This is a genomic window from Blastococcus atacamensis (assembly GCF_002938425.1).
In the GTDB taxonomy this organism is placed as follows: domain Bacteria; phylum Actinomycetota; class Actinomycetes; order Mycobacteriales; family Geodermatophilaceae; genus Blastococcus; species Blastococcus atacamensis.
Map to the genome: position 1 here is coordinate 18,147 of NZ_POQU01000022.1, position 24,711 is coordinate 42,857.

The 24,711-nt window shown below is 73.4% G+C and carries 21 protein-coding genes; 7 read left to right on the forward strand and 14 right to left on the reverse strand.

All coding sequences use genetic code 11. The features are described 5' to 3' along the window. Nucleotides 1-255: 255 nt before the first annotated feature. Nucleotides 256-729, forward strand: coding sequence for a hypothetical protein (locus C5508_RS07785; RefSeq protein ID WP_198597956.1), 474 nt, complete (start codon nucleotides 256-258; stop codon nucleotides 727-729). On the opposite strand, the gene C5508_RS07790 is transcribed toward C5508_RS07785, so the two are convergent. After that, on the reverse strand, nucleotides 663-1,307 hold the full coding sequence (locus tag C5508_RS07790; RefSeq protein ID WP_104524374.1) for a hypothetical protein: 645 nt from the start codon (nucleotides 1,305-1,307) through the stop codon (nucleotides 663-665). The genes C5508_RS07785 and C5508_RS07790 overlap by 67 nt on opposite strands. 152 nt (nucleotides 1,308-1,459) lie before the next feature. Here C5508_RS07790 and C5508_RS07795 point away from each other — a divergent pair, with 152 nt between their 5' ends. After that, a complete protein-coding gene (locus C5508_RS07795; RefSeq protein ID WP_104524375.1) occupies nucleotides 1,460-2,431 on the forward strand; it encodes a quinone oxidoreductase family protein in 972 nt (323 codons plus the stop codon). 57 nt (nucleotides 2,432-2,488) lie between these two features. Here the strand turns inward: C5508_RS07795 and C5508_RS07800 are convergent, their stop codons facing one another. The 7 genes from C5508_RS07800 to C5508_RS07830 all read right to left on the reverse strand — a co-directional run bounded on the left by C5508_RS07800 (nucleotide 2,489) and on the right by C5508_RS07830 (nucleotide 11,384). Then, a complete protein-coding gene (locus tag C5508_RS07800) occupies nucleotides 2,489-3,445 on the reverse strand; it encodes a VWA domain-containing protein (protein ID WP_104524376.1) in 957 nt (318 codons plus the stop codon). Beyond that, on the reverse strand, nucleotides 3,442-4,470 hold the full coding sequence (locus C5508_RS07805; protein WP_104524377.1) for a DUF58 domain-containing protein: 1,029 nt from the start codon (nucleotides 4,468-4,470) through the stop codon (nucleotides 3,442-3,444). Before C5508_RS07805 ends, C5508_RS07800 begins: the two co-directional genes overlap by 4 nt. Next, entirely contained in the window at nucleotides 4,467-5,729 is a 1,263-nt protein-coding gene (locus C5508_RS07810) for an AAA family ATPase (protein WP_104524378.1), read from the reverse strand. The genes C5508_RS07805 and C5508_RS07810 overlap by 4 nt, the downstream gene beginning before the upstream one ends. Nucleotides 5,730-6,108: 379 nt before the next feature. After that, the gene (locus tag C5508_RS07815) at nucleotides 6,109-7,461 is read right to left on the reverse strand and encodes a C40 family peptidase (protein WP_232796995.1); all 1,353 of its coding nucleotides are present in this window, start codon (nucleotides 7,459-7,461) and stop codon (nucleotides 6,109-6,111) included. A 326-nt stretch (nucleotides 7,462-7,787) separates the two neighbouring features. Then, nucleotides 7,788-9,323, reverse strand: coding sequence for an AMP-binding protein (locus tag C5508_RS07820; RefSeq protein WP_104524379.1), 1,536 nt, complete (start codon nucleotides 9,321-9,323; stop codon nucleotides 7,788-7,790). Nucleotides 9,324-9,505: 182 nt separating this feature from the next. Then, nucleotides 9,506-10,261, reverse strand: coding sequence for an SIR2 family NAD-dependent protein deacylase (locus C5508_RS07825; RefSeq protein WP_104524396.1), 756 nt, complete (start codon nucleotides 10,259-10,261; stop codon nucleotides 9,506-9,508). 112 nt (nucleotides 10,262-10,373) lie between these two features. After that, nucleotides 10,374-11,384, reverse strand: coding sequence for a phosphatase PAP2 family protein (locus C5508_RS07830; RefSeq protein ID WP_104524380.1), 1,011 nt, complete (start codon nucleotides 11,382-11,384; stop codon nucleotides 10,374-10,376). Nucleotides 11,385-11,668: 284 nt separating this feature from the next. Between C5508_RS07830 and C5508_RS07835 the strand changes: the two genes are divergently transcribed. From C5508_RS07835 to C5508_RS07845, 3 genes are read left to right on the forward strand one after another with little or no spacing between them, the layout of a single operon-like run. Continuing rightward, nucleotides 11,669-14,533: an aconitate hydratase gene (locus C5508_RS07835; RefSeq protein WP_104524381.1), complete on the forward strand. Its 2,865-nt coding sequence runs from the start codon at nucleotides 11,669-11,671 to the stop codon at nucleotides 14,531-14,533. 16 nt (nucleotides 14,534-14,549) lie between these two features. After that, nucleotides 14,550-15,311 (forward strand): SDR family oxidoreductase, encoded by a 762-nt coding sequence (locus C5508_RS07840; RefSeq protein WP_104524382.1) that lies wholly within the window; start codon nucleotides 14,550-14,552, stop codon nucleotides 15,309-15,311. Beyond that, nucleotides 15,308-16,051: a sirohydrochlorin chelatase gene (locus tag C5508_RS07845; protein ID WP_104524383.1), complete on the forward strand. Its 744-nt coding sequence runs from the start codon at nucleotides 15,308-15,310 to the stop codon at nucleotides 16,049-16,051. Before C5508_RS07840 ends, C5508_RS07845 begins: the two co-directional genes overlap by 4 nt. Nucleotide 16,052: 1 nt before the next feature. On the opposite strand, the gene C5508_RS07850 is transcribed toward C5508_RS07845, so the two are convergent. Further along, nucleotides 16,053-16,334, reverse strand: a complete 282-nt coding sequence (locus tag C5508_RS07850; protein ID WP_104524384.1) for a hypothetical protein — start codon at nucleotides 16,332-16,334, stop codon at nucleotides 16,053-16,055. Nucleotides 16,335-16,428: 94 nt separating this feature from the next. Between C5508_RS07850 and C5508_RS07855 the strand changes: the two genes are divergently transcribed. Beyond that, nucleotides 16,429-17,286, forward strand: coding sequence for a DUF881 domain-containing protein (locus C5508_RS07855; RefSeq protein WP_104524385.1), 858 nt, complete (start codon nucleotides 16,429-16,431; stop codon nucleotides 17,284-17,286). A 9-nt stretch (nucleotides 17,287-17,295) separates the two neighbouring features. Here C5508_RS07855 and C5508_RS07860 read toward each other — a convergent pair whose 3' ends face one another. From C5508_RS07860 to C5508_RS07880, 5 genes are all read right to left on the reverse strand, one after another. Beyond that, on the reverse strand, nucleotides 17,296-17,760 hold the full coding sequence (locus tag C5508_RS07860; RefSeq protein WP_104524386.1) for an SgcJ/EcaC family oxidoreductase: 465 nt from the start codon (nucleotides 17,758-17,760) through the stop codon (nucleotides 17,296-17,298). Between the two features lie 245 nt (nucleotides 17,761-18,005). Beyond that, nucleotides 18,006-19,904, reverse strand: a complete 1,899-nt coding sequence (locus C5508_RS07865) for an ABC transporter ATP-binding protein (RefSeq protein ID WP_232796996.1) — start codon at nucleotides 19,902-19,904, stop codon at nucleotides 18,006-18,008. An 80-nt stretch (nucleotides 19,905-19,984) separates the two neighbouring features. Next, nucleotides 19,985-20,734, reverse strand: coding sequence for an enoyl-CoA hydratase/isomerase family protein (locus C5508_RS07870; protein WP_104524388.1), 750 nt, complete (start codon nucleotides 20,732-20,734; stop codon nucleotides 19,985-19,987). Between the two features lie 76 nt (nucleotides 20,735-20,810). Next, nucleotides 20,811-21,041, reverse strand: a complete 231-nt coding sequence (locus C5508_RS07875) for a helix-turn-helix domain-containing protein (RefSeq protein WP_104524389.1) — start codon at nucleotides 21,039-21,041, stop codon at nucleotides 20,811-20,813. A gap of 253 nt (nucleotides 21,042-21,294) precedes the next feature. Next, on the reverse strand, nucleotides 21,295-22,896 hold the full coding sequence (locus C5508_RS07880) for an ABC-F family ATP-binding cassette domain-containing protein (RefSeq protein ID WP_104524390.1): 1,602 nt from the start codon (nucleotides 22,894-22,896) through the stop codon (nucleotides 21,295-21,297). 132 nt (nucleotides 22,897-23,028) lie between these two features. Between C5508_RS07880 and C5508_RS07885 the strand changes: the two genes are divergently transcribed. Beyond that, nucleotides 23,029-24,711: SCO7613 C-terminal domain-containing membrane protein (locus C5508_RS07885; RefSeq protein WP_157944026.1), on the forward strand; the 1,683-nt coding region annotated here is incomplete at its 3' end.

Genomic DNA, 24,711 nt, shown 5'->3' on the forward strand with positions numbered 1-24,711 from the left:
CCACAGCTGTCAGCTGCCATGGCCAGCCCTAACCTGCCGGCATGCGAGCTGTGCAGATCACCCGCTTCGGCGGCCGGGACTGCTGCCCGCCTGCGAAGCGCCAGACTCCCATCTTCGACGCGTCGGCCGGCTGCGCCGTGACCGCCGCTTTCCGGTAAAACGAGTCATGCCGCAAGCCGTCGACCTCGGTCTTCTCAGCGCCCGCGAGCTTCTGCGGCTCTACGCCGACATCCTGACCGAGCTGGTTGACCGGGGGTGGTGCGGTCGCGGAACGCGCCGGCGGGCGACTTGGCTGAGCACCTCGTCGCGACGGCGTACCGCGGCGAGCTCGCCCCGCCGTCGGAGAAGAGCTGGGACGTCCGCGCCGACGGGCGACTCCTCCAGGTGAAGGCTCGGGTCATCGCGTCCGACGACAAGAAGTCGCACGTCTACAGCCCCTTCCGGTCCTGGGGCTTCGACGCGTGCGTGTTCCTGCTGATGGACGCACACACGTACGAGGTCCTGCGTGCTGTCGAGCTTCCCGTGGCGACGGTTCAGTCCCTCGCCCGGGAGAGCGTCTGGGTGAAAGGCTTTCGAGTCACCACCAAGACCCCACTGCTGGGGCAGCCAGGCGCCGTCGATGTCACGTCAGCCGTCAGGGACGTCCTCGACGCGCTCGGAGCTCAGCATCCGGCGACCTCGACGACGAGCGTCCTGAACACCCCGCGCGGGCCAGGCAACGCCGAGTAGTCCGACCACGCCATCCGGTACGTCCCGACCAGCGTCAGAGGCTTCGCCCGTCCCCGGCTAGTGCCCAGGCCGGTCAGCGGGCCCCACGCCCGCGTCCCCTGCAGGACCACTCCCTCGTGGAGGCGGAACGCGTCGGCGTTGGTGGGACGGCCGTGCGTGGGGGCGTTCCAATAGGACGGGTCATTGCCGACGCAGATCACCGCGCCGTTGCTGCCCGGCATCGCCGCGACGAACTTCTCGACCCGCACGATGTCCTTCACAACGTCGTGCGCCCGGATGTCCTGCGCGCCTTGGTCCTTCAGCTCGAACCGCTCCCCGGCGGATTCGCCGGTCCAGAGGCGCGTGAGGTACTTCAGCTCGACCGCACTGCGCTGCAGTCCGTCATCGCTTGTCAGGAGGAGGTCGAGCCGCATCCCAGGCGCAGGCCGGGTCTCCAGCCTGACGCGCACGGTTGGGTCCTGCATCCGGACCTCCCAGGCGAACGCCTGCTGGAAGTCCGCCTCGGAGTGGAACACCGGACGGAGCGCCGCGAGCCGGGCGAGCACGGCGTCCAAGCCCACGCTCCCGGCCAGCAACATCCGTCGACCATACGAGCGCGCCCTCGCTCACGGATAGAGGTGAAGGATGAGCCCATCCACGCCGTCGCGGTGGAGTTCCGGGAGAAGCCCTCACAACGAGGCTGGACCGGAGCCCGTACCGGCGAGAACACGCGGCTCGTAGGTTGAGGTGCATGCGTGCCGTGCAGATCACCCGCTTCGGAGGACCCGAGGTCCTCGACGTCGTCGACCTTCCCGACCCCACTCCAGGACCAGGTCAGACGCTCTACGAGGTGAGTGCCGCAGGAGTTAACTTTGCAGACACCCACCAGATCGAGAACAGCTACCTCGCCGAGCAGAAACTTCCGCTCGTGCCGGGCGCGGAGTTCGTGGGCACCCCGGTCGGTGGCGGTCAGCGGGTCGTCGGCCTCCTCGACGGCGGCGGCTATGCCGAGAAGGTCGTTGCGCACGACGCACTCACCTGGGCCGTCCCCGACGGCGTGAGCGACGAGCAGGCCCTCGCCGTCGTCCTGCAGGGCTCGACCGCCTGGCACCTGCTGCGCACCAGCGCGCACCTCGCCGAGGGCGAGACCGTCGTCGTCATCGCCGGAGCCGGCGGGGTCGGCTCGCTGGCCGTGCAGCTGGCCCGCCGCTGGGGCGCCGGCCGCGTCATCGCCACCGCCTCCTCCCCCGAGAAGCGGACGCTCGCCGAGGAGCTCGGCGCGCACGCCACCGTCGACCCGGCGCTGGCCGACTCCGACCCCAAGGCGTTCACCTCCGCGCTCCGCGAGGCCAACGGCGGCAAGCCGGTCGACATCGTGCTGGAGATGACCGGCGGCAACGTCTTCGCCGGCTCGCTGAGCGCGCTGGCGCCGTTCGGCCGGCTGGTCGCCTACGGCATGGCCGCGCGGCAGGAGACCCGCGCGGTGCCGCCGGGCATGCTCATGCAGAAGAGCCGCGCGGTCATCGGCTTCTGGCTGGCCCACTGCATGGCGCGCCCGCAGATGATGGACGCCGCCATGACCGACCTGCTGGCTCTGGTGGCCGCCGGTGAGCTGAAGCCCGTCGTGGGCGGCCGCTATCCGCTGTCCGCGGTGGCCGAGGCGCACGGCGACCTGCTCGCCCGCCGCACCACCGGCAAGCTCGTCCTCGACCCCAGCCGCTGACGGACTGCCGGTACCGGAAGTCCCGTCGCCCCCGGGACTTTCGGTACCGAAAGTCCGTCAGACGAGGCGGTTGGTCCAGAGAAGGCTGAGGACGGCGCCGATCAGCACCACGAGGACGCCGGCCCGCACGAACCACGGGCTGATGTCCTGCGGCTCGGTCGTGTAGCCGATCTGGCTGCCCAGGTCGCTGTAGACCTGCTCCAGCTCGCTGGCACTGGCCGCCTCGCTGAAGCTGCCGCCCGTCTGGTCGGCGATCTCCTCCAGCGCCGTCCGGTCGACCGGCACGGGGACGTTCTCCCCGTCGATGTCGAGGGTGCCGTAGTCGGTGCCGAACGCGATCGTGGAGACCGGCACCCCGGCGGCGCGAGCGGCGTCGATGGCCTGGGCGTTGTCCCGGCCCACGGTGTTCGAGCCGTCCGAGAGCAGCACGATCCGCGACGGGGGCAGCTCCTCCCCCGAGCCCTCCAGCGACGCCTGGAAGTTCTCGATCGCCGCGAGGGAGGTGAAGATCGCCTCGCCGATCGCCGTCGCCTCGGCCAGGTCCAGGTTCTCGATGGCGAGCGCCACCTGCCCGCGGTCGGTGGTCGGCGGCACCACCGTCGTCGCCGTGCCCGCGAAGGACACCAGACCGAGGTTGATCCGCTCGGGCAGCACGTCGACGAAGTCCGTGGCCGCGCGCTGCATGACCTCGAAGCGGGTCGGCTCGACGTCTTGTGCCTGCATGGAGAGCGAGACGTCGACGGCCATGACCACGGTCGCCTTCTCCCGGGGCACCCGCACCTCGGTGCTGGGCACCGCGAGCGACACGACCAGCGTCGCCAGGCCGGCCGCGACGATGCCGAAGGCCAGGTGCCGCTTCCAACCCGGCCGCTTGGGCACCAGGGTGCCGAGCAGCGCGACGTTGGTGAAGCGCGCCGCGTACGCCTTCCGGCGCAGCTGCAGCAGCACGTACACGCCCACGAGGGCGGCAACCACCAGCAGCGCCAGCAGCCACCACGGGGACTGGAAGGTCATCGGGAGGCCCCTCCGTTGCCGGCACGCCGGCGCTCGGCGACGAATCGGACGACGTCCATGAGCCAGTCGCGGTCGGTCCGCAGCTGCAGGTGCCCGGCACCGGCGCGGCGCAGCGCGGCGGCGACCCGCTCGCGCTGGGCGGCGGCGCCCTCGGCGTAGCGGGCACGGAACTCGGCGTCGCCCGTGGGCACCTCGAGGGTCTGCCCGGTCTCGGGGTCGACGACGGTGAGCAGGCCGACGTCGGGCAGTTCCAGCTCCCGCGGGTCGACCACCTCGACGGCGAGCAGTTCGTGCCGGGTACCCAGTCCGCGCAGCGGCCGTTCCCAGTCGCTGTCGCCGAGGAAGTCCGAGATCACCACGACCAGTCCTCGCCGGCGCTCCGGACGCCGAAGCGCCTCCAGCGCCTGGGCCAGGTCGCCGCGCCGGCCGCCGGCTGCCCGCGGCGTGGCCACCACCGAGCGCAGCAGCCGCTCGGCGTTCAGCCGGCCGGGCTGGGCCGGGTAGCGGTCGACCCGCTCACCGGTGGTGACGACGGCGCCGAGCCGGTTGCCGCCGTGCACGGTGAGGTGCCCGACGGCGGCGAGCCCGGCGATCGCCAGATCCCGCTTCTGGCAGTTGGCCGTGCCGAAGTCCAGGCTGGCGGACAGGTCCACGACGGCCCAGGTCTCCAGCTCGCGGTCGGCGATGGTCTCGCGGACGTGCGGCACCTGGGTGCGGGCGGTGACCGGCCAGTCCATCCGCCGGACGTCGTCGCCCGGGTGGTATGTGCGGGAGTCGCCGGCCTCGCTGCCCGATCCGGGGACGAGCCCCAGGTGGTCGCCCTGCAGCAGCCCGTCCAACCGCCGCCGGACGGTGAGCTCGAGGCGGCGGAGCAGGACGTCGGCCGGGCCGTCGGTGAACCGGGGCGGAGCGCCGTCGCTGCCGCTGGTCGCGGCGGCCGAACCGGGCGTCGCGGGGTGCAGGAGCAGCCCGGGATGCTCGGGTGCGTCCGGGAGCGTCCCCTCCCGGCGACGGCGACCGATCACGCCGGCTGCGATCCGGGTGAGGCGCCGTTGCCGTTGCCGTGCGCGCCCGAGGCGGTGGATCCACCGGGGGCGCCGTTGCCCTGAGCACCGGGGCCGTACCCACCGGGGTGGTGCGGACCGGGCTGCTGGTGAGCAGGCTGCTGGGCGCCGGGCCACGACGGGGCGCCGTTGGGCATCCCCTGCGGCGGGCCGTAGAACGGCGCCGGCACCGAGGGACCACCGGGGCCGCCGCCGGTGGCCTGCTGGCGCGGCGCGACCTGCGGCAGCGGGACCGTCTGCACGATCCGCTTCACGATGTGGTCCGCCGGCACGCCGTCGGCCAGCGCGTCGTAGGAGAGGACCAGCCGGTGGCGCAGCACGTCGGCGGTCACGTCGAGCACGTCCTGCGGCAGTACGTAGTCGCGTCCCCGGACCAGTGCGAGAGCGCGGGCGGCGGCGATCAGGCCGAGGGAGGCACGGGGGCTGGCGCCGTAGGAGACCCAGTTCGCGACGTCGTCCATGCCGTGCTCGCGCGGCGAGCGCGTGGCCACCACGAGGCGGACGACGTAGTCGACCAGCGCGTGGTGCACGAAGACCTGCGAGGCGGTCCTCTGCAGCCGGCGCAACTCGTCGGGCGCCAGCACGGTCTCGGCCACCGGCGGCTCGGAGCCCATTCGGTAGATGATCTCGCGCTCCTCCTCGGCGGTCGGGTAGTCGACGAGCACCTTCATGAGGAAACGGTCGCGCTGCGCCTCGGGGAGCGGGTAGACGCCCTCGGACTCGATCGGGTTCTGGGTGGCGAGCACCAGGAACGGGTCGGGCAGCGGATAGGTGATCCCGCCGATGGAGACCTGCCGCTCGGCCATGACCTCCAGCAGCGCCGACTGCACCTTGGCCGGGGCGCGGTTGATCTCGTCGGTGAGCAGGAAGTTGGCGAAGACCGGACCGAGCTCGGTGTCGAAGGCGTCCTGCCCGGACTTGTAGATGCGGGTGCCGATGATGTCGGCGGGCACCAGATCCGGGGTGAACTGCAGCCGGGCGAACTTCCCACCCACGACCGTGGCGAGGGTCTCCACCGCAAGGGTCTTGGCCACGCCCGGCACGCCCTCGAGGAGCACGTGGCCGCGGGCGAGGAGCGCGACGAGCATCCGCTCGACGAGCCGGTCCTGGCCGACGATGACGCGCTTGATCTCGAAGAGGACCCGCTCCAGCCGCGCCGCGTCGGCCGACGGCGGCACGGGGGCCGAGGCGTGGCCGACCGGGGTGCCGGCGGCGGTCACGCGAGGATCCCGGCGGGGACGGAGGTCATCGACGTTCCCGACGGTGCGGTGCTGATCGGCTCGCGCGCGGACTCGCTCACGGGGCTCCCTGGTCGTCCCGGGCCGCGGCCGCCCGGATCCGGGAAGGCCGTCGACAGGGCGGTGTCGTCCCGGCCCCTCGTCCAGTGTCCTACACCTTCGGACGGGAGCCACTCGCCGCGTTGGACGAGTCGTCGCGGGCACCGGCGCCGACGCCCTTTCCGTCCACAGCGAACATCCTTCCCCTGCCCCGGGGCGGCCGGAACTGCTAGCCTCTCGGGTGCGTCGGGCAGCTCCCCCCGTGGCTGCCCGACGCCTCATCGCCGGCCCGTCCCGGTTCCGCTCCGAGGACCGGGCTTCGTCAGGCCGAGGGCCGTACCGCGCCGAAGTACGTCGAGCTCGACGTCCGCGCGGACGAGATGGTCACGTGCTTCCCGCGGTCCGGGGCCTCGATCATCTGGCCGTCGCCGATGTAGATCGCCACGTGGGTGATCGACATGTAGTCGTACCGGTCGCTGCCCCAGAACAGCAGGTCCCCCGGCTGCAGGGCGCCGACGGCCACCTGCTGGTTGCGGTTGAGCCACCACTGGTCCCGGCTGGTCCCGCCGATGGCGATGCCGGCGCGGGCGTAGGCGTACTGGGTGAGCCCGGAGCAGTCGAAGCCGAACACCTCCGTGTCGGGGGCGATGCCGTAGCTCGGGCCGTTGGTTCCCCCACCGCCCCACGAGTAGGCGACGCCGAGCTGCGTGCGGGCGGCCGCGATGGCGGTCTGCGCGGCCGAGACCGACGGAGGCCCGGCCTGGCCACCGCCCGGGAGGGGACGGGGACGCGACGGCGCGGGAGCCGGGGCCGGTGCCGGCGCCGGAGCCGGTGTGGACGGGCGGGCCGTCGCGGCCTGCCGCGCCGCCTCCTGCTGGGCACTGGTCTGCCGCGCCGCTTCCTGCTGCGCGGCGGCTCGTGCGCCCTCCAGCCCGCTGACCACCTGCTGCGCCTGCTGGAGCTCGCCCTGCAGAGCGTCCTCCTGGGCGTCGATCGCGTCGGCCTGCGCACGGGCCGCGATCTCCTGCGCCTGGGCACCGGCGAGCAGGTCCGCGGCCTGCGCCTGCAGCTGGTCGGCTTCGCCGAGCGTGCGGGAAGCCACCTCCTCGGCGTCCTCGGCCTGCACCTCGAGCACGGTCAGCTGAGCGAGGACGTCGACCCGGTGGGTGCCGGCGGCGTCGAGCAGCGCGGCGCGCTCCACGAGGTCGGCCGGGCCGCCCGCGCTGAGCATCGCGGTCATGCCGGGGGCGGTGGTTCCGCGCATGTAGCTGGCCCGCGCGAAGGCGGCGACGTCGTCCCGGCCCTCCAGCAGGTCGGCCTCCGCCTGAGCGGCCGCCGCGGCGGCGGCCTCGGCGGCCGCCTTCGCCGTCTCGTACGCGGCCTGCTTGTCCTCGTAGTCCTGCAGGGCGACCAGCGCGGCCTGGTGCGCGGCGTCCGCGCCGGCCCGGGCCGAGGCCAGCTGTGCGGTGATCTCGCCGACGCGGGCGGCAGCATCCGCCCGCGCCTGCTGCGCCGCGGAGAGCTGGGAGTCACTGGGGTTCCGGGGTGCCGCGGCGGCGATCCCCGGGGCGGCGCCCAGGCAGAGGGCTCCGGCGACGCCGATCCCGACCACGCGGGCCGCCCAGCGGGCCTCCCTGCGCTCCGTACCGAACCGTGCCTCGTCCTGCTCGCCCACGAACCCGACTCCTCCGTTGCCCGGCGCCACCCGGGAGGGGCGCCGGTCTCGACTGGTGTCGTGCACCCGTCGGGGCGCACCAGTCCGGGATCGACCAGAAAGGGTGGAGAGGAGAGGGGTTGCAGCGCCGCCTCCCCCCGAGGGGGGAGACGCCACTCACGGGTGAGGTGCCGGAGCGGACACCCTTCGGGGGCCCGCGCCAGGTGACGGGATGGAACGGCCACGCTCGAGGGGCCCGCGCCGAGCGTGCGAGGCGTGGGGGAAAGCTGGAAGGACCCCGTCCTCCCCACCCCTCGCAGGCTCGCGGCGGGCCCCGGGACGGGGCCTCAGTTGACCTGGCGCTCCGCGCCGGACCAGAAGTCCTGCCGGAGCTTGAACTTCTGGATCTTCCCGGTGGCGGTGCGGGCCAGCTCGTCGCGGAACTCGACCTTCTTCGGCGCCTTGTAGCCGGCCAGCCGCGCTCTGCAGTGCGCGATGATCTCGGCTTCGGTGGCCTGCTCCCCCTCGGCGAGGACGACGACCGCGGTCACCAGCTCGCCCCACTTCTCGTCGGGGATGCCGATGACCGCGACCTCGGCGACGGCCGGGTGGCTGAAGACGACGTCCTCGACCTCGATCGAGGAGACGTTCTCGCCGCCGGTGATGATCACGTCCTTCTTGCGGTCGGAGATCGTGAGGTATCCGGCGTCGTCGATCGTGCCGCCGTCGCCGGTGTGGAACCAGTCGTCCTCGAGGGCCTCGGCCGAGGCGTCCGGGTTCGCCCAGTAGCCGGCGAGCACCGTGTTGCTGCGGGCCAGCACCTCGCCGGTCTCGCTCACCGACAGGCGGGTGCCCAGCGTCGGGACGCCGGCCCGGGACAGCCGCTTGGCCCGCTCCTCGGCGTCCATCCCGTCGTACTCCTCGCGCCCCCGGTTGATGGTGAGCAGCGGAGCGGTCTCGGTGAGGCCGTAGATCTGGTTGAACTCCCAGCCCAGTTCGGCCTCGATGCGGGCGATGGTGCGCGAGGGCGGCGGGGCGCCGGCGACGACCACTCGCACGCGGTCGCGGCCGGGGATCTCGCCGTCCCAGTCGACCGCGGCGTCCAGGACGGCGTTCCAGACCGCGGGCGCGCCGGCCATCATCGTGACGCCGTGCTGCTCGACGCGGCGCAGGATCTCGGCGCCGTCGATCTTGCGGATCACCACCTGCCGGGCGCCCACCCCGGCCATCGCGTAGGGCAGGCCCCAGCCGTTGACGTGGAACATCGGCAGGGTGTGCATGTAGACGTCGCGATCGCTGATCTGCATGTGCATCCCGAACGTCACCGCGTCGACCCAGATGTTGCGGTGGGTCATCTGCACGCCCTTGGGCCGCGCGGTGGTGCCGCTGGTGTAGTTGATCGTCGCCGTGGCGTCCTCGTCCGGCTCGCTCCAGGGTCGCGGCTCGGTGTCGAACCGCAGCAGCTGCTCGTACTCCTCACCCGTCCCGAACCGGTGCTCGGCCCGCACGGCCTTGAGCGAGGTCTCCAGCTCGGGGTCGACCAGCAGCACCCGGGCGCCGGAGTGCCCGACGATGTACTCGACCTCCTCGGGCTGCAGCCGGAAGTTGATCGGCACGGCCACCCGGCCCGAGGACGGCACCGACAACAGCAGCTCGAGGAGCCGGGCGGAGTTGTGGCTGACGATCGCCACCCGCTCCCCCTCGGCGATGCCGAGCTCGTCGAGACCGGCCTGCAGCGCGCGGCCACGCCGGGCCATCTCCCGGTAGGAGACCTCGCCGAGGGTCGGGGCAGGCTGCGTGAGCTCGTCGACGACGCCGACGCGGTCGCCGTAGACCAGCTCGGCACGGTCCAGGAAATCGCGGGTGGTGAGGGGCACGCGCATGCCGGCTCCCGGTGTTTCGGGGCCGGCACGATCCGGCCGTCGAGGTGGTCGTCGTCACGCTATCCGCCGACGCGACCGCCGACGAGCCGGTCGGTGTCGATGATCAGGCGACCTGATCACCAGGGGTCCTGGCTCACGGTCGGCAGTGAGCCAGGACCCCGGACGGTGAGCCAGGAAGCGCCTCAGGCGAGGGCGATGAGCCGCGGCAGCGCGGTCCCGATCGGCTCGTCCACGACCAGGTCGGCGACGTCGTCGTACGGGGTGGGCTCGGCGTTGACGACGACGACGCGGGCGCCCGAGCCGACCGCCAGGTCGACCAGGCCGGCCGCGGGGTGGACCGTCAACGAGGTGCCCACGGTGAGGAACACGTCGCAGTCGGTGGCCGCGGCGACCGCCGCCTCGACGACCCGCTCCTCCAGCATCTCGCCGAAGTAGATGGTCGCCGACTTGAGGATGCCGCCGCAGACCCGGCAGGCCGGGTCCGGCTCGCCCGCCTCGACCCGGTCCAGCGCGGCGCTCATCGGCGTCCGGTCCCCGCAAGAGGTGCAGCGGACCTCGTTGACGGTGCCGTGGATCTCCAGCACCCGGTCCGGGTCGGACCCGGCCGCCTGGTGCAGCCCATCGATGTTCTGCGTGACCAGCGCCCGCAGCCGGCCCTGCCGCTCGAGGTCGACCAGGGCGGCGTGGCCGGCGTTCGGCTGCGGATCGGCGACCTGCAGGTCCCGGCGCATCAGCCAGGACCGGCGCCGGATGTCCGGATCGGCCAGGTAGTACGAGAGGGTGACGAGCTTCTCGGCGTCGGGGTCACGGGTCCAGACGCCCTTCGGACCGCGGTAGTCGGGGATGCCGCTGTCGGTCGAGATGCCCGCGCCGGTGAGCACGGTGATCCGCGAGGCGGCGGTCAGCCAGTCGGGCAGGGATTCGGGGACGCCGGTCACGCCCGCCACGGTAGGGCGGATGCCAGGCGTTCGGCGCTCCGACGAGGTGCGCCGTGCGGCAGCGAGGTACGCGGTCTCCCGCGTGCCCGGCTGCCACACCGCGCACCTCAGGTCATCCGGCGCCGGTCGGGTTCCCGTCGGCAGCGCGACCGACCCGCCGCAGAGCGGCACGGCCGGCCCGCTCCATCGACGGCATCGCCAGGAAGATGCCGATCGCGTAGGCCGCACCCAGCAGCGTGTCGACGACGTAGTGCTCGCCGCCCCACACGAGGACCACCGGCATGAGGACGGCGTAGGCGATCAGTGCGACCCGCTGCCACGTGCGGCGGGCCACCGGCAGGAGCACCGCGCACATGAGCACGGCGAACGCGGTGTGCAGCGACGGCACGGCCGCCACCAGGTTGACCTGCCCCTGCCCGGCGTCGAGCAGGACGCCGGCCCGCGGCAGCCCGAGGACCTCCCAGCCCGATCCGCTGATCCGGTCGACGGGCTCGATGACGTCCTCGCGGGCGGCCAGCCAGGGCGGCGCCGCCGGGTAGAGCACGTAGGTGGCCAGCCCCGCGACGGAGAGGCCCACGACGAGGCGGGCGCAGCGGGCCCAGCGTCGGCGGTTGCGCACCCACAGCACCCCGAGCACCAGCGGTGTGACGACGAAGTGGCTGCTGTAGACCAGCGTCGCCGCGGCCCTCCACCAGTCGGCCTGCACGTGCTCCTGGAGCCAGACGGTGGGCAGCAGTCCCCCGCCGAGCCAGCGGTCGGCGTCCGCGAGCTCCTCGACGTGCACCGGCATGCCGAGGCCGTCGGCCAGCCCACGGCTGGCGTCGTAGGCCAGCAGCACCGCGACCAGCGGCAGCCAGTCCAGCAGCAGCCGGCCCAGGCGGCGCGGCCCCTGGGTGGCGGCGTGCGCGCCGAGGCCGGCGATCACCCAGCCGAGCAGCACCACTCGGTCGGTGGGCAGGCCGTGGACCGCGCAGGTCGCCGCGAAAGCGACGGCCAGCCCGGCCCAGAGGACGGCGGTCAGCGCCAGGACGCGTCGGCCCCGGCGCGCGGCCGGCGCAGCCGTCGCGTCGACGACGGGGGCCGCCGGGGCCACGACGGGTCCCGGGAGCTCGACCGCGGTCATGGCGCGGGACGGTATCGGCGCCCGGAGCCGCTGTGGGCCGCCTCACGGCGGCACGCCGTCGATTCCGCCGCACGAGTGACAGGAGAGCCGTCGTGGACGGATGTGACGGTCCCGGGCCGCCGGTTCGGCACCGCCCAGCGCGTTTCACCGGACGTGACACAGGTCACCGGGTGAGGGAAGGGTCGCCTGACCAGTCATGCCCGTCGCTGAACTGGGATGATCGGGGGTGGACACGAGCGCGACGAACCAGCCGCGACGAACCAGCGAGGGGTAGGCGCAGAAGAGTGGCAGCCAGCAAGGACAGCTTCGGAGCACGATCGACGCTCTCCGTCGACGGAACCGACTACGACATCTACCGGCTCGACGCGGTGGAGGGCTCCGAGAAGCTGCCCTTCAGCCTCAAGGTCCTCCTCGAGAACCTGCTGCGCACCGAGGACGGCGCCGACATCACCGCCGACCACATCCGGGCGATCGCCAACTGGGACCCGTCGGCCGAGCCCGACCAGGAGATCCAGTTCACCCCGGCCCGCGTGGTCATGCAGGACTTCACCGGCGTGCCCTGCATCGTCGACCTCGCCACGATGCGCGAGGCCATGGCCGAGCTCGGCGGCGACCCGCAGAAGATCAACCCGCTCGCCCCGGCCGAGCTGGTCATCGACCACTCGGTGATCGCCGACATCTTCGGCACCGAGGACTCGTTCCAGCGCAACGTCGAGATCGAGTACGAGCGCAACGGCGAGCGCTACCAGTTCCTCCGCTGGGGCCAGGGCGCCTTCAGCGACTTCAAGGTCGTCCCCCCGGGCACCGGCATCGTCCACCAGGTCAACATCGAGCACCTGGCCCGCGTGATCTTCCCGCGGCAGGAGGGTGACCGTGTGGTCGCCTACCCCGACACCTGCGTGGGCACCGACAGCCACACCACCATGGTCAACGGCCTGGGCGTGCTGGGCTGGGGCGTCGGCGGCATCGAGGCCGAGGCCGCGATGCTCGGCCAGCCGGTCTCCATGCTGATCCCCCGCGTCGTCGGCTTCAAGCTCTTCGGCCAGCTCCCTGACGGCGCCACCGCGACCGACCTGGTCCTCACCATCACCGAGATGCTGCGCCAGCACGGCGTCGTCGGGAAGTTCGTCGAGTTCTACGGCGAGGGCGTCTCGGCGGTGCCCCTGGCCAACCGCGCCACGATCGGCAACATGAGCCCGGAGTTCGGCTCCACCGCGGCGATGTTCCCCATCGACGAGGAGACCATCACCTACCTGCAGCTCACCGGCCGCTCGGCCGAGCAGGTGGCGCTGGTCGAGGCCTACGCCAAGGAGCAGGGCCTCTGGCACGACCCGTCACGCGAGCCGGCGTTCTCCGAGTACCTGGAGCTCGACCTCGGCAGCGTCGTCCCGTCGATCGCCGGCCCGAAGCGCCCGCAGGACCGGGTCGCGATCACCGACGCCAAGGCGTCCTTCCGCGTGGCGCTCGCCGACTACGTGCAGGCCGACGAGACCGGTGGCGAGGACCGCAAGCCCGGCGTCCCGCAGCAGGAGCAGCCGTACGGTGTCGAGTCCGCCCAGGACGAGGCCTCGGCGGAGTCCTTCCCCGCGTCCGACCCCGCCACCCCGACCCCGGGCGGTGGCCACGGCAACGGCGAGGCGGGCAAGCCGCACCACGCCGAGACGGGCACCGTCTCCGAGCGGCCCTCCAAGCCGACCCGCGTGGTGATGGAGGACGGCACCGAGACCGAGGTCGACCACGGCCACGTGGTCATCGCGGCCATCACCTCCTGCACCAACACCTCGAACCCGCAGGTGATGATCGGTGCGGCCCTGCTGGCCAAGAACGCCGTCGAGCGCGGCCTGGCCACCAAGCCGTGGGTCAAGACGACGCTGGCTCCCGGGTCCAAGGTCGTCATGGACTACTACGAGAAGGCCGAGCTCACCCCGTACCTGGAGAAGCTGGGCTTCTACCTGGTCGGCTACGGCTGCACCACCTGCATCGGCAACTCCGGGCCGCTTCCCGAGCCGGTGTCCAACGCGGTGAACGAGGCCGACCTCGCCGTCGTCTCGGTGCTGTCGGGAAACCGCAACTTCGAGGGCCGGATCAACCCCGACGTCAAGATGAACTACCTGGCCTCCCCGCCGCTGGTCATCGCCTACGCGCTCGCCGGCTCCATGGACGTCGACCTGAACAACGACCCGCTGGGTCAGGACACCGACGGCAACGACGTCTTCCTGCGCGACATCTGGCCCTCCCCTCAGGAGGTCCAGCGGGTCATCGACCACGCCGTCTCCGCCGAGCAGTTCGGCCGCAGCTACGAGGACGTGTTCGCCGGCACGGAGCAGTGGCAGAACCTGCCCACGCCCACCGGCGACACCTTCGAGTGGGCCGAGGACAGCACCTACGTGCGGCGTCCTCCGTACTTCGAGGGCATGCCGGCCGAGCCGGCCCCGGTCGAGGACATCACCGGCGCCCGCACCCTCGCGGTGCTCGGCGACTCGGTGACCACCGACCACATCTCGCCGGCCGGTTCGATCAAGGCCGACAGCCCGGCGGGTCAGTACCTGCGCGAGCACGGTGTGGACCGTCGTGACTTCAACTCCTACGGCTCGCGCCGCGGGAACCACGAGGTCATGATCCGCGGCACCTTCGCCAACATCCGGCTGCGCAACCAGCTGGTGCCCGGCACCGAGGGTGGCGTCACCAAGAACCACCTGACCGGCGAGACGACGACGATCTACGACGCCTCGCGCGCCTACATCGACGCCGGCATCCCGCTGGTCGTGCTGGCCGGCAAGGAGTACGGCTCGGGCTCGTCGCGCGACTGGGCCGCCAAGGGCACTGCGCTGCTGGGCGTCAAGGCCGTCATCGCCGAGAGCTACGAGCGGATCCACCGCTCCAACCTCATCGGCATGGGCGTCCTGCCGCTGCAGTTCCCCGAGGGCCAGGACCGCGAGTCGCTCGGCCTGACCGGTGACGAGGAGTTCACGATCACCGGGATCACCGCGCTGAACGACGGCTCCGTGCCGCGCACGGTCAAGGTGAAGGCCGGGGACGTCGAGTTCGACGCCCGCGTCCGCATCGACACCCCCGGTGAGGCGAACTACTACCGCAACGGCGGGATCATGCAGTACGTCCTGCGCTCGCTCCGCGGCACGGCCGCCTGACCGCCGGGACCCGCTGATGGACCTGGGCCTGGGTGGTCGTGGATTCCTGCTCACCGGCGCGAGCCGGGGGCTGGGATTCGCGACCGCCCGGGCCCTCGTCGATGAGGGGGCCCACGTGCTGGTCAGCTCCCGGTCTCCCGACGGTGTCACGCGGGCGGTCGAGGAGCTCGGCGGGGCGCCGTCGGCCTTCGGGCTGGCCGCCGACCTCGCCGACGCCGGCGCGGCCGACCGGCTGGTCGAGGAGGCCCGCCGGCGGCTGGGTCGCCTGGACGGTGCGCTGATCAGCGTCGGCGGCCCCGCCCCGGGCACCGTCCTGGGCACCGCCGAGGAGGACTGGCGGTCCGGCGTCGAGAGCGTGCTGTTCGGCCCGCTCCGGCTGGTCAAGGCACTCGTCCCGCACCTGGACGAGGGCGCGGCCATCGGCCTGGTCCTCTCCACCTCGGTGCGCCAGCCGCTCGACGGGCTGGCCATCTCCAACGGCCTCCGACCCGGACTGGCCATGACCGCGAAGGGCCTGGCCGACGAGCTGGGGCCGCGCGGCATCCGCGTCGTCGGGCTGATGCCCGGCACCATCGCCACCGACCGCATCGCCGAGATCGAGGCCGCGTCGGGCGACCCGGCGGCCGCCCGGGCCCGCACCGAGGCGGAGATCCCCCTGGGCCGCATCGGAGAGCCTGCGGAGTTCGGCCGGGTCGCGGCGTTCCTGCTCTCCCCCGCCGCGTCCTACGTCAGTGGCACCATGGTCGCCGTCGACGGCGGCCGGCTGCGCACCCCATGAAGGACCCCCTCACCCCCCTCCGCTCGCACGCTGGCGGCGGGCCCCTGCGAGCGGGCCAGGTCCTCGTCGCCTGCGCGCACGGGACCCGCAACCCGACCGGCCGCCGGCTCATCGCCGAGCTCGCCCTGGCCGCACGTCGCCTCCGTCCCGGCCTGGTCACCACCGCCGCGTTCGTCGACGTCCAGCCACCCACCGTCGTCGACGTCGTCGCCGAGCTGTCGGGGCAGGGCCGGCCCGCGGTCGTCGTCCCGCTGCTGCTGAGCGGCGGGTACCACGTACACGTCGACATCGCCGGGGCCGTGGCCGCCGCTCCGGGCACGGTGGCCGCCCGGCCGCTGGGCCCCGACCCGCGCCTGGCCGCGGTGCTGCTCGACCGCCTGCGCGAGGCAGGCGCCGATCCGCACGACGGGGGCACCGCCGTCGTCCTGGCCGCGGCCGGCTCCAGCGACCCGCGGTCGGTGGCCGACGTGGAGAACACCGCCGCACTGCTGCAGGAGAGCTGGACCGGCCCGGTCACCACCGGCTACGGCTCGGCCGCGCGGCCACCCGTGCCCGACGCGGTCGCCGCGGCGCGCGCCGCCGGCGCCCGGCGGGTCGTCATCGCCTCCTACCTGCTCGCGCCCGGGCACTTCCACGACAAGCTCGCCGGCGCGGGCGCCGACGTCGTCACCGCTCCCCTGCTGCCCGACGAGCGGATCGCCGCCGTCCTGCTCGACCGCTACGACGCCGCGGCCGGCTGACTCACGCCTGCCAGCCCAACAGCCGGTCCCCCACCACGAGCACGGCCACCAGCAGCGCCGCCGCCGCGACCGGAACCACCGGCGTCCACCACGACCCGCGCAGCATCCAGCGGGCCAGGAACGCGGCCATGGCGAGCCAGACGAGCCACAGAACGATCAGCACCGGCCCGGGCACCACGAGCCCGCTGACCAGGTAGAAGTAGCCCACGAGCAGGTGGGCGGCGCCGGCAAGGATCCCGACGACGATCGGCCCGGCCGAGGCGACCGTTGGGGGCTGGCGCATCCCGCGAGTATGGCGGCGGCCAGCGCCCAGCGGGCTTCGTCCGCGCCGCGTCACACCGTCCGCGCTCCGGTCGGAGCACCTACTGTGGACGGCGATGGACGACGAGCCGGCGACTGACGGGACGGGGGTCCCCACCCCCGCGGAAGGCGGGGGCGCGCCGGTCCCGCCCGTGGAGGCGGCCGCGCCCGAGGCCGAAGCCCCCGCCGGGCCGGACCCGGTCGAGGAGCCCGCGGACGCCCCTGACCAGTCCGGTCCTCCCACCGAAGTCTCCACCTCGGGTTCAGCTTCAGCCCCTCGGCGCCCCTGGAGCCGGCCGGCCTCGATCGCGGCCAGCTCGCTGCTGGCCGTCGTCCTCGGCTTCGCGCTCACCGTGCAGATCCGCAACACCGCAGAGCCCGACGCCCAGGTGGGTGCCACGCGAGAGGAGGACCTGGTCCTCATCCTCGACGAGCTGAACGCCCGCGAGGAGGTCCTGCGCAGCCAGATCAACGAGACCCGGCAGACCATCGAGGACCTCAGCACCGGCCAGCAGAAGTCCGACACCGCCGTCGAGGAGGCGCAGTCGCGCGCCGAGGCCATCGGCATCCTCAACGGCACGCTGCCCGCCCGTGGTCCGGGTCTGCGCGTCACCATCCAGGACCGCGACGGCGCGGTGCCCGTCTCGGTCCTGCTCGACGCCGTCCAGGAGCTGCGCGGAGCCGGTGCCGAGGCCATCCAGGTCGACGGTGTGCGGGTCATCGTGTCCAGTGCGATCACCGGCTCGCCCGGGTCGCTGCGGATCGACGGCGTCCCGCTCACCGCCCCCTACGACGTCCGCGCCGTCGGGCCAACCGACGCCATGGAGGTCGCCCTCAACGTGGCCGGCGGCTTCGTCGCCGACGTCAGCCGCGTCGGCGGGACCGCGCGCGTGGAACAGGCCGACCTGGTGGTCGTCGACGCCCTCGTCGACTGACCACCGGGCTCACTGCGGGATGAGCAGTCCCCGCAGCTCCGCGGTGAGCGCCTCGCGGGCCTCGGGGTGCTGGCGCCAGGATGCCGGCGTGGTCTGGAACAGCGAGATGCGCCAGCGCCCCCGGCCCTCGTCGACGGCGACCAGGGTGTGCACGGCGTTGAACCGGGGGTCCAGGTCGCTCGCGCCCGGCGGGATCATCCCCGCGTGCGCGATCAGCACCGCCACGCCGTCGGCGACCGGGCGCACCGAGCGGACCACCGCGACGTAGGCGGGCGTCTCGTGGCTGGCGAACACCTGCCGCAGGTCCGCGGCGATGGACAGTCGGCCCCGGTGGTGGCTGCCGTCGAAACCGATGATGTCGCCGTCGTCGGCGAACCCGGCCGCGACCGCCGCGCCGCTGCGCCGGTTCCAGCCGTCGACGAAGTCCGCGTAGAGCGCGCGGATCAGGGCGTCCTGCGGGTGGGCTGCGGTCACGTCTCCTCCTCGCTGGCGTTCGTCGGTCACTCCCGACGGTGCGATCTTCCTTCGGAACCGCGCCAGCCCGGTTCCGCGTCCCGGCTGCGGCCGCCTGGGACAGGTGTGACGGTAGTGCTCTGCGGGGAACGACCGTTCGACGCTCGCCGGTGTCGCACCCGGCGCGATCCGCCCACGTCGCGCCTCTCCGAGCGCCTGCGACGCACCGTGCCCGGTCGTGCGCGCAGCGGCACCGACCGGCGGGGTCAGGCGACGACGGCGCGTCCGCGATCCTCCTCGGCGAACTGGGTGCGGTAGAGGTCGGCGTAGCGCCCGTCGGCGGCGAGCAGCTCGTCGTGGGTGCCCGACTCGACGATCCGCCCGTCGTCGATCACCAGGATCTGGTCGGCGCTGCGGATGGTGGAGAGCCGGTGTGCGATCACCAGCGAGGTGCGCCCGGCCAGGGCGGTGTCCAGCGCGTGCTGCACGGCCGCCTCGGACTCGCTGTCGAGGTGGGCGGTGGCCTCGTCGAGGATGACGATGCCCGGCGCCTTGAGCAGCACCCGCGCGATGGCCAGCCGCTGCTTCTCGCCACCGGAGAGCCGGTACCCGCGGTCGCCGACCACGGTGTCCAGTCCTTCGGGCAGAGAGCGCACCAGGTCGGCGATCCGCGCCCCGATCAGCGCCTCCCACACCTGCTCGTCGGTGGCATCGGGCCGGGCGTACAGCAGATTGGCGCGCATCGTGTCGTGGAAGAGGTGGGCGTCCTGGCTGACGACGCCGATCGCGTCGCGCAGGGAGGCGAGCGTCGCCTCGCGGACGTCGAGCCCGCCCACCCGGACCGTGCCACCGGTCGCGTCGTACAGCCGCGGCACCAGGTGGGCGATCGTCGACTTGCCGGCCCCGGAGTGCCCCACCAGGGCGACCAGCTGCCCCGGTGTCACCCGGAAGGACACGTCGTGCAGGACGTCCACCGGGCCGCCGTGCTCGGGCAACGACACTTCTTCCAGTGACGGCAACGAGACGTCCGACCCCGCCGGATAGCTGAAGGACACCGAGTCGAACTCGATCGACCGGTCGTCGGCCGGCACCGGGACCGCGTCGGGGACCTCACGGATCATCGGCGGCAGGTCCAGCACCTCGAAGACGCGGTCGAAGCTGACCATCGCGCTCATCACGTCGACGCGGACGTTGGCCAGCGCGGTCAGCGGTCCGTAGAGCCGGGACAGCAGCAGCGCGAGGGCGACGACGTCCCCGGGGCTCAGCGAGCCGGAGAAGGCGAGGTAACCGCCCAGGCCGTAGACCAGCGCGGTGGCCAGCGCCGCGACCAGCGTGAGGGCGGTGAAGAAGGTGCGGCCGTACATGGCCGACAGGACGCCGATGTCGCGGACCCGGGCCGCACGGCCGCGGAAGGACTCCGCCTCGACCGCGGGCCGGCCGAACAGCTTCACCAGCAGCGCGCCGGCCACGTTGAACCGCTCGGTCATCGTCGCGTTCATCGAGGCGTTGAGCTCGTAGGACTCCCGGGTGATCTCCTGCAGCCGACGGCCGATACGGCGCGCGGGCAGGACGAACAGCGGGACGAGCACCAGCGACAGCAGGGTGATCTGCCAGGACAGCGTGAGCATCACGCCCGCGGTGAGCACCAGCCCGATCACGTTGGAGACGACGCCGGACAGCGTCGAGGTGAACGCCTGCTGCGCGCCGACGACGTCGTTGTTCAGCCGGCTGACCAGCGCGCCGGTCTGCGTGCGGGTGAAGAAGGCGACCGGCATGCGCTGCACGTGCGCGAAGACCTTGCTGCGCAGGTCGTAGATGACTCCTTCCCCGATGCGCGCGGAGAACCAGCGCGTGCCGAGGGAGATCGCCGCGTCGACCACGGCCAGGCCACCGATGACCAACGCGATCCGGACGATGTCGCCGGCAGACCCCTCGAGCCCGGCGATCCGGTTGATGATGTCGCCGGCCAGCAGCGGGGTGATGACCCCGATGACCGAGGACCCGACCACCAGCAGCAGGAAGAAGGTCAGCTCGCGACGGTAGGGCCGGGCGATGCCGAGGATCCGCCGCACCGTGCCCTTGGGCAGCTGCCGCGACGTCACCGACGGATCACGCCGGAACGACCGCATGGCCGCCATGGAGGTCATGGATGAGCTCGCGTCCACCGCACCTCCCTCATCCGGCCGGTCACGTGCCGGCGGCTCCTGCAACCGGGCCGCGACCGCCCTTGTTCCGGGAGAGCCTCTCAGCGACCCCTGACGAGATCGTGCAGCCGCCGCACCTGGGCGGCGCGCTCGGCGGCGTCCTGGGTGGGGAAGTCGTTACGGACGGCGGAGCGCACCAGTGCGGCGGTGGCGCGGCTGGCCGCGACCGGTGGGGCGAGCAGCGCCTGCACCAGATCGGCGACGGCGGCCTCCAGCTCGGCGTCGGGGACCACCAGCGAGGCCAGGCCGATCGCCTGCGCCTCGGCGGCACCCACGGCGCGTCCGGTCAGACACATCTCCAGCGCGCGGGAGTAGCCGACCAGCTCCACCAGGGTGCTGGTGCCGGTCAGATCGGGCACCAGCCCCAGCGTCACCTCCGGCAGCCGCAGCTGCGCGTCGTCGGCGAACACCCGCAGGTCGCAGGCGAGCGCCAGCTGCGCCCCCGCTCCGATGGCGTGGCCCTGCACCGCGGCGACCGAGACGATCCCCGGCGACCGCAGCCAGCGGAAGCCGGCCTGGTAGGCGCGGATCCGCTCCTGGGCGTCCTCCACCGGCATGCCGACCAGCTCGCCGAATCCACCACCGGTGGACGACGCGGGGTCGAACATGCTGCGGTCCAGGCCGGCCGAGAAGGAGCGGCCCTCCCCCGTGAGCACGACCACGCGGACGTCGTCGTCGAGGGAGGCGCCGATCTCGGCCAGTGCGGACCAGGTGGCCGGGGTCTGGGCGTTCAGCCGGTCAGGGCGATCCAGGGTGACGGTGAGGACGGCGCCGTCGCGGCGCGTCCGCACCCAGCCGGATCCGGAGAGGGAACTCGTGGACCCCGGGGAAGTACCCGGTGCTCCGTCTCCTGGTTCGTTCGCGAGCTCACTCACTCTTCTTGCTGTTCCGGTTGGCCCCACCGCGGCTGCGCAGCGATGCCCCGGACTCCGACAGGAGACGGTGCACGAAGCCGTAGGACCGCTTGGTGGACTCGGCCAGCGAGCGGATGCTCTCGCCCTCGTCGTACCGCTTGCGCAGGTCGTCGGCGAGCGTCGACCGGTCGCCACCGGTGACGCGCTTGCCCTTGCCGAGGTCCGCAGTGCTCGAGTCGGCCATGGCTCCCCTCCGTGTCAGCCACCGGCCCGCGCGGCGCGCCGGTCAGTGCTGTCGCCCTGGTGCCGCCGTCCGGGTGACCACGGCTCCCGCGACCCCATGATCACCCAGTCACCTGGGGTCGGCCAGGTGAAACGGGTGCGGATCGGTCGCGGGGGCCGGAGGCCTCCCGACCGGTACACGTGCAGCGGATCAGCGCCAGCAGGGACGGCACCTGGCCGCGGTGTCGGCCGGAGGCCGACGGATCACGAAGACCTCAGGCCAGCTCGACGAGGTCGGCGAGCTCCTCGCTCCAGGCGTCCTCGGTGCCGTCGGGCAGCAGGATGACCTTGTCCGGGTCGAGCGCGCGGACGGCCCCCTCGTCGTGGGTGACCAGGACGATCGCGCCCGCGTAGGTGCGCAGCGCCTCGAGCACCTGCTCGCGGCTGGCCGGGTCGAGGTTGTTGGTCGGCTCGTCGAGCAGCAGCACGTTCGCCCCGGAGATCACCAGCGTGGCCATCGCCAGGCGGGTGCGCTCACCGCCGGAGAGGGTGCCGGTGCGCTGGTCGACCGTCTCGCCGGAGAAGAGGAAGGCGCCCAGGATCCGGCGCAGCTCGGTGTCGGTGCTGTCCGGCGCGGCCGAGCGCATGTTCTCCAGCAGAGAGCGGTCCATGTCCAGGGTCTCGTGCTCCTGGGCGTAGTAGCCGACGCGCAGGCCGTGGCCGGCCTTCACCTCGCCGGTGTCGGGCCGCTCGGTGCCGGCCAGCATCCGCAGCAGCGTCGTCTTCCCGGCGCCGTTGAGGCCGAGGACGACGACGCGTGCGCCCCGGTCCACGGCGAGGTCGACGTCGGTGAAGATCTCCAGCGAGCCGTAGCTCTTGCTCAGCCCCTCGGCGGTGAGCGGCGTCTTGCCGCAGGCCACCGGCGTGGGGAACCGCAGCTTGGCGACCTTGTCCTGGACCCGCACCTCGGCCAGGCCAGAGGCCAGCCGCTCAGCCCGCTTGTCCATGCTCTTGGCGGCCTTGGCCTTGGTGGCCTTGGCGCGCATCTTGTCGGCCTGGGCGGTGAGCGTGTCGATCTTCCGCTCGGTGTTCGCCCGCTCCTGCTTGCGGCGGCGCTCGTCGGTCTCCCGCTGGGCCAGGTAGGACTTCCAGCCGAGGTTGTAGACGTCGACCGTGGCCCGGTTGGCGTCGAGGTGCCAGACCTTGTTCACCACGGCGTCGAGCAGCTCGACGTCGTGGCTGATGACGATGAGCCCGCCGCGGTGGCTGGAGAGGAACCCCTTGAGCCAGGTGATCGAGTCGCCGTCGAGGTGGTTGGTCGGCTCGTCGAGCAGCAGGGTCTCGGCGTCGGAGAAGAGGATGCGGGCCAGCTCGACGCGGCGGCGCTGGCCACCGGAGAGCGTGCGCAGCGGCTGGGCGAGCACGCGGTCGGGCAGGCCCAGGTTGGTGCAGATGCGGGCGGCGTCGCTCTCCGCGGCGTACCCGCCGAGGGCGGCGAACTGGTCCTCGATCCGGCCGTACCGGCGCACCGCCTTGTCCCGCTCGGCGTCGTCGGCGGGCTCGGCCATGGCGATCTGGGCCTTGACCATCTGGTTGCGCAGCTCGTCGAGACCGCGGCCGGACAGGACGCGGTCGCTGGCGGTGATGTCGAGGTCGCCGCTGCGCGGGTCCTGCGGGAGGTAGCCGATCTCGCCGGACACCTCGACCTTGCCTGCGTGCGGCAGCCGCTCACCGGCCAGCGTGGTCAGGGTCGTGGTCTTGCCGGCGCCGTTGCGGCCCACGAGCCCGATCCGGTCGCCGGGCTGGACGCGGAGCGTGGCCTCGCTGATGAGGATGCGGGCCCCGGCGCGCAGCTCCAGACCGGTCGTCGTGATCACCGATCCCAGGGTAGGCGCTCCGGACCCGATATCACGAACGCTCCCGGGGTGACATCGGCGGCATCCGCGGGCGGCGCCTGCCGGTGACCCGCCCTACGGTGGGACGTCGCAGGCGCACGGGAGGGGGTGGTCATGGGTCAGCCCGTCACGGTCCCCCCGTTCCCCTACCGGACCCGGCCCCCGCAGGTGCTCCTGGTCGTGGGCGCGGTCCTGCTGGTCAGCGCCGGCGCGACCCTGGCGTCGGCCTTCGGGGGCCCGCTGGTGCGCACCGTCGTGCTCGCGCTCGCCGCCGTCGCCGCCGCCGTCTCGGTGCGGGCCGATCGGGCCGGGCTGCGGAGTTCCGCGGAGACCTTCGCCGCCACCGCCGCCGGCCTCGGGCTGGCTGGGAGCGACGTCGGCGGCTCCCCCGTCACCGGCGATCCGCTGCTCCCGGTGGTCCTCGCCGGCGCCTTCGTCGCCCTCCAGCGGATCTCCTCCTCCCCCGCCGCCTGGCCCCTCGCCGCGTGGGCGGCGGGCCAGGTCGCCGTCCTGCGATCGCTGGACGCGCTGCCGGAGGGCCTGCGCCCGGAGTTCTTCCTCGGGGTCTCCCTGGTCGGGCTCGGCATCGCCCTGTGGGCCCGCCCGCTGGTGGCCCGCCTGACGATGGCCACCACCGCCCCGTGGTGGGCGGCGGGCGTCGTCGGCGTCTCGCGCGAGGCGTGGACGGCACCCGGGCTGGAGCGGTGGCTCGCCGCGGGCTTCGTGACGGCGGCGGCCGCCGGACTGCTGCTGGCCCGGCTGCGCCGCCCGCTCGACGTGCTGCTGGGCCCACCGCGCCTGGTGCCGGTCGCCGCCGGCGCCGTTCCCGCGGTCGCCGTCACCGGGGCGTGCTCGGCCGGCGGGCCGGTCGCCGTCGCGGTGGCCGGCTTCGTCGGGGTCCTGGTCGCTGCCACGGCTGCCGCCGAGCTCTCCGGCTGGCGCCGAGGGCTGCTGCTCCCGGTCGCGCTGACCGGCGGGGTGCTGGGCGCCGTGCTCTCCGTCGCCCGGCTGGTCGACGGGCGCCACTGGTCGGAGATCGCGCTGCTGCTGCTCCTCACCGCCGTCCCGACCGTGTGGGTCGCCGTGCTGCGCCGCGACGACCGGCCGGTGGCGGCACCCACCGCCGTCGGCTGCCTGGCGGGAGCGGCGCTGCTCGGCCTGCCGGACGGCTGGGCCTCCCCCGCCGCCGTCGCCGGCCTGCTCACCGCGCTCTACGCGCTCGCGCTCGTGACCACCGCCCGCCTCGACCGCGACTCCCGCCGCGCCACCGCCACAGCGGCTGCCGGGGTCGCCGCCGTCGCCCTCGTCCTGGCCGCGGCGCGGGGGGACCACGGGCTCGTGGCCACGCACCTCGCCGTCCAGGGCGTCGCCACCGTGGTCTGGGCCTGGTGGACCGCCGGTCGTGCCGGCGCCGCACCGGACGACGACGTGGACGCGACGGCCGCCTGGCGGGTGGGTGCGCTCCAGTTGGTGGTCGCCGGCTGGATCACCGCCGCGCTGGCCGGCCTGGGCGCGGTGGAGGCCTACACCCTGCCCGCGGCGGCGGGCCTGCTGCTGGCCGCGGGGCGAGGGCTGGTGCGCTACGCGTCGTGGCCCACGTGGGGGCCGGGGCTGGTGGTCGCGGCAGCCCCGTCCACGGCGCTCGCGATCGCCACGTCCGACGCCCTCCGCGCCGTGCTGGTGCTGGTCGTCGCGGCGGTCGCGATGGTCGCCGGGGGGCGGGCGGGCGTGCGGGCGCCGCTGCTGGTGGGCGCCGGCACGGCGCTGCTGCTGGCCCTCGGCCTGGCGGTGCGCGCC

What these genes read in the sequence shown, in the direction of transcription:
- C5508_RS07790 (WP_104524374.1), bottom strand. Translation starts at nt 1,307, where the DNA reads ATGTTGCTGGCCGGGAGCGTGGGCTTGGACGCCGTGCTCGCCCGGCTC.
- C5508_RS07795 (WP_104524375.1), top strand. Translation starts at nt 1,460, where the DNA reads ATGCGTGCCGTGCAGATCACCCGCTTCGGAGGACCCGAGGTCCTCGAC.
- C5508_RS07800 (WP_104524376.1), bottom strand. Translation starts at nt 3,445, where the DNA reads ATGACCTTCCAGTCCCCGTGGTGGCTGCTGGCGCTGCTGGTGGTTGCC.
- C5508_RS07820 (WP_104524379.1), bottom strand. Translation starts at nt 9,323, where the DNA reads ATGCGCGTGCCCCTCACCACCCGCGATTTCCTGGACCGTGCCGAGCTG.
- C5508_RS07830 (WP_104524380.1), bottom strand. Translation starts at nt 11,384, where the DNA reads ATGACCGCGGTCGAGCTCCCGGGACCCGTCGTGGCCCCGGCGGCCCCC.
- C5508_RS07840 (WP_104524382.1), top strand. Translation starts at nt 14,550, where the DNA reads ATGGACCTGGGCCTGGGTGGTCGTGGATTCCTGCTCACCGGCGCGAGC.
- C5508_RS07845 (WP_104524383.1), top strand. Translation starts at nt 15,308, where the DNA reads ATGAAGGACCCCCTCACCCCCCTCCGCTCGCACGCTGGCGGCGGGCCC.
- C5508_RS07850 (WP_104524384.1), bottom strand. Translation starts at nt 16,334, where the DNA reads ATGCGCCAGCCCCCAACGGTCGCCTCGGCCGGGCCGATCGTCGTCGGG.
- C5508_RS07855 (WP_104524385.1), top strand. Translation starts at nt 16,429, where the DNA reads ATGGACGACGAGCCGGCGACTGACGGGACGGGGGTCCCCACCCCCGCG.
- C5508_RS07875 (WP_104524389.1), bottom strand. Translation starts at nt 21,041, where the DNA reads ATGGCCGACTCGAGCACTGCGGACCTCGGCAAGGGCAAGCGCGTCACC.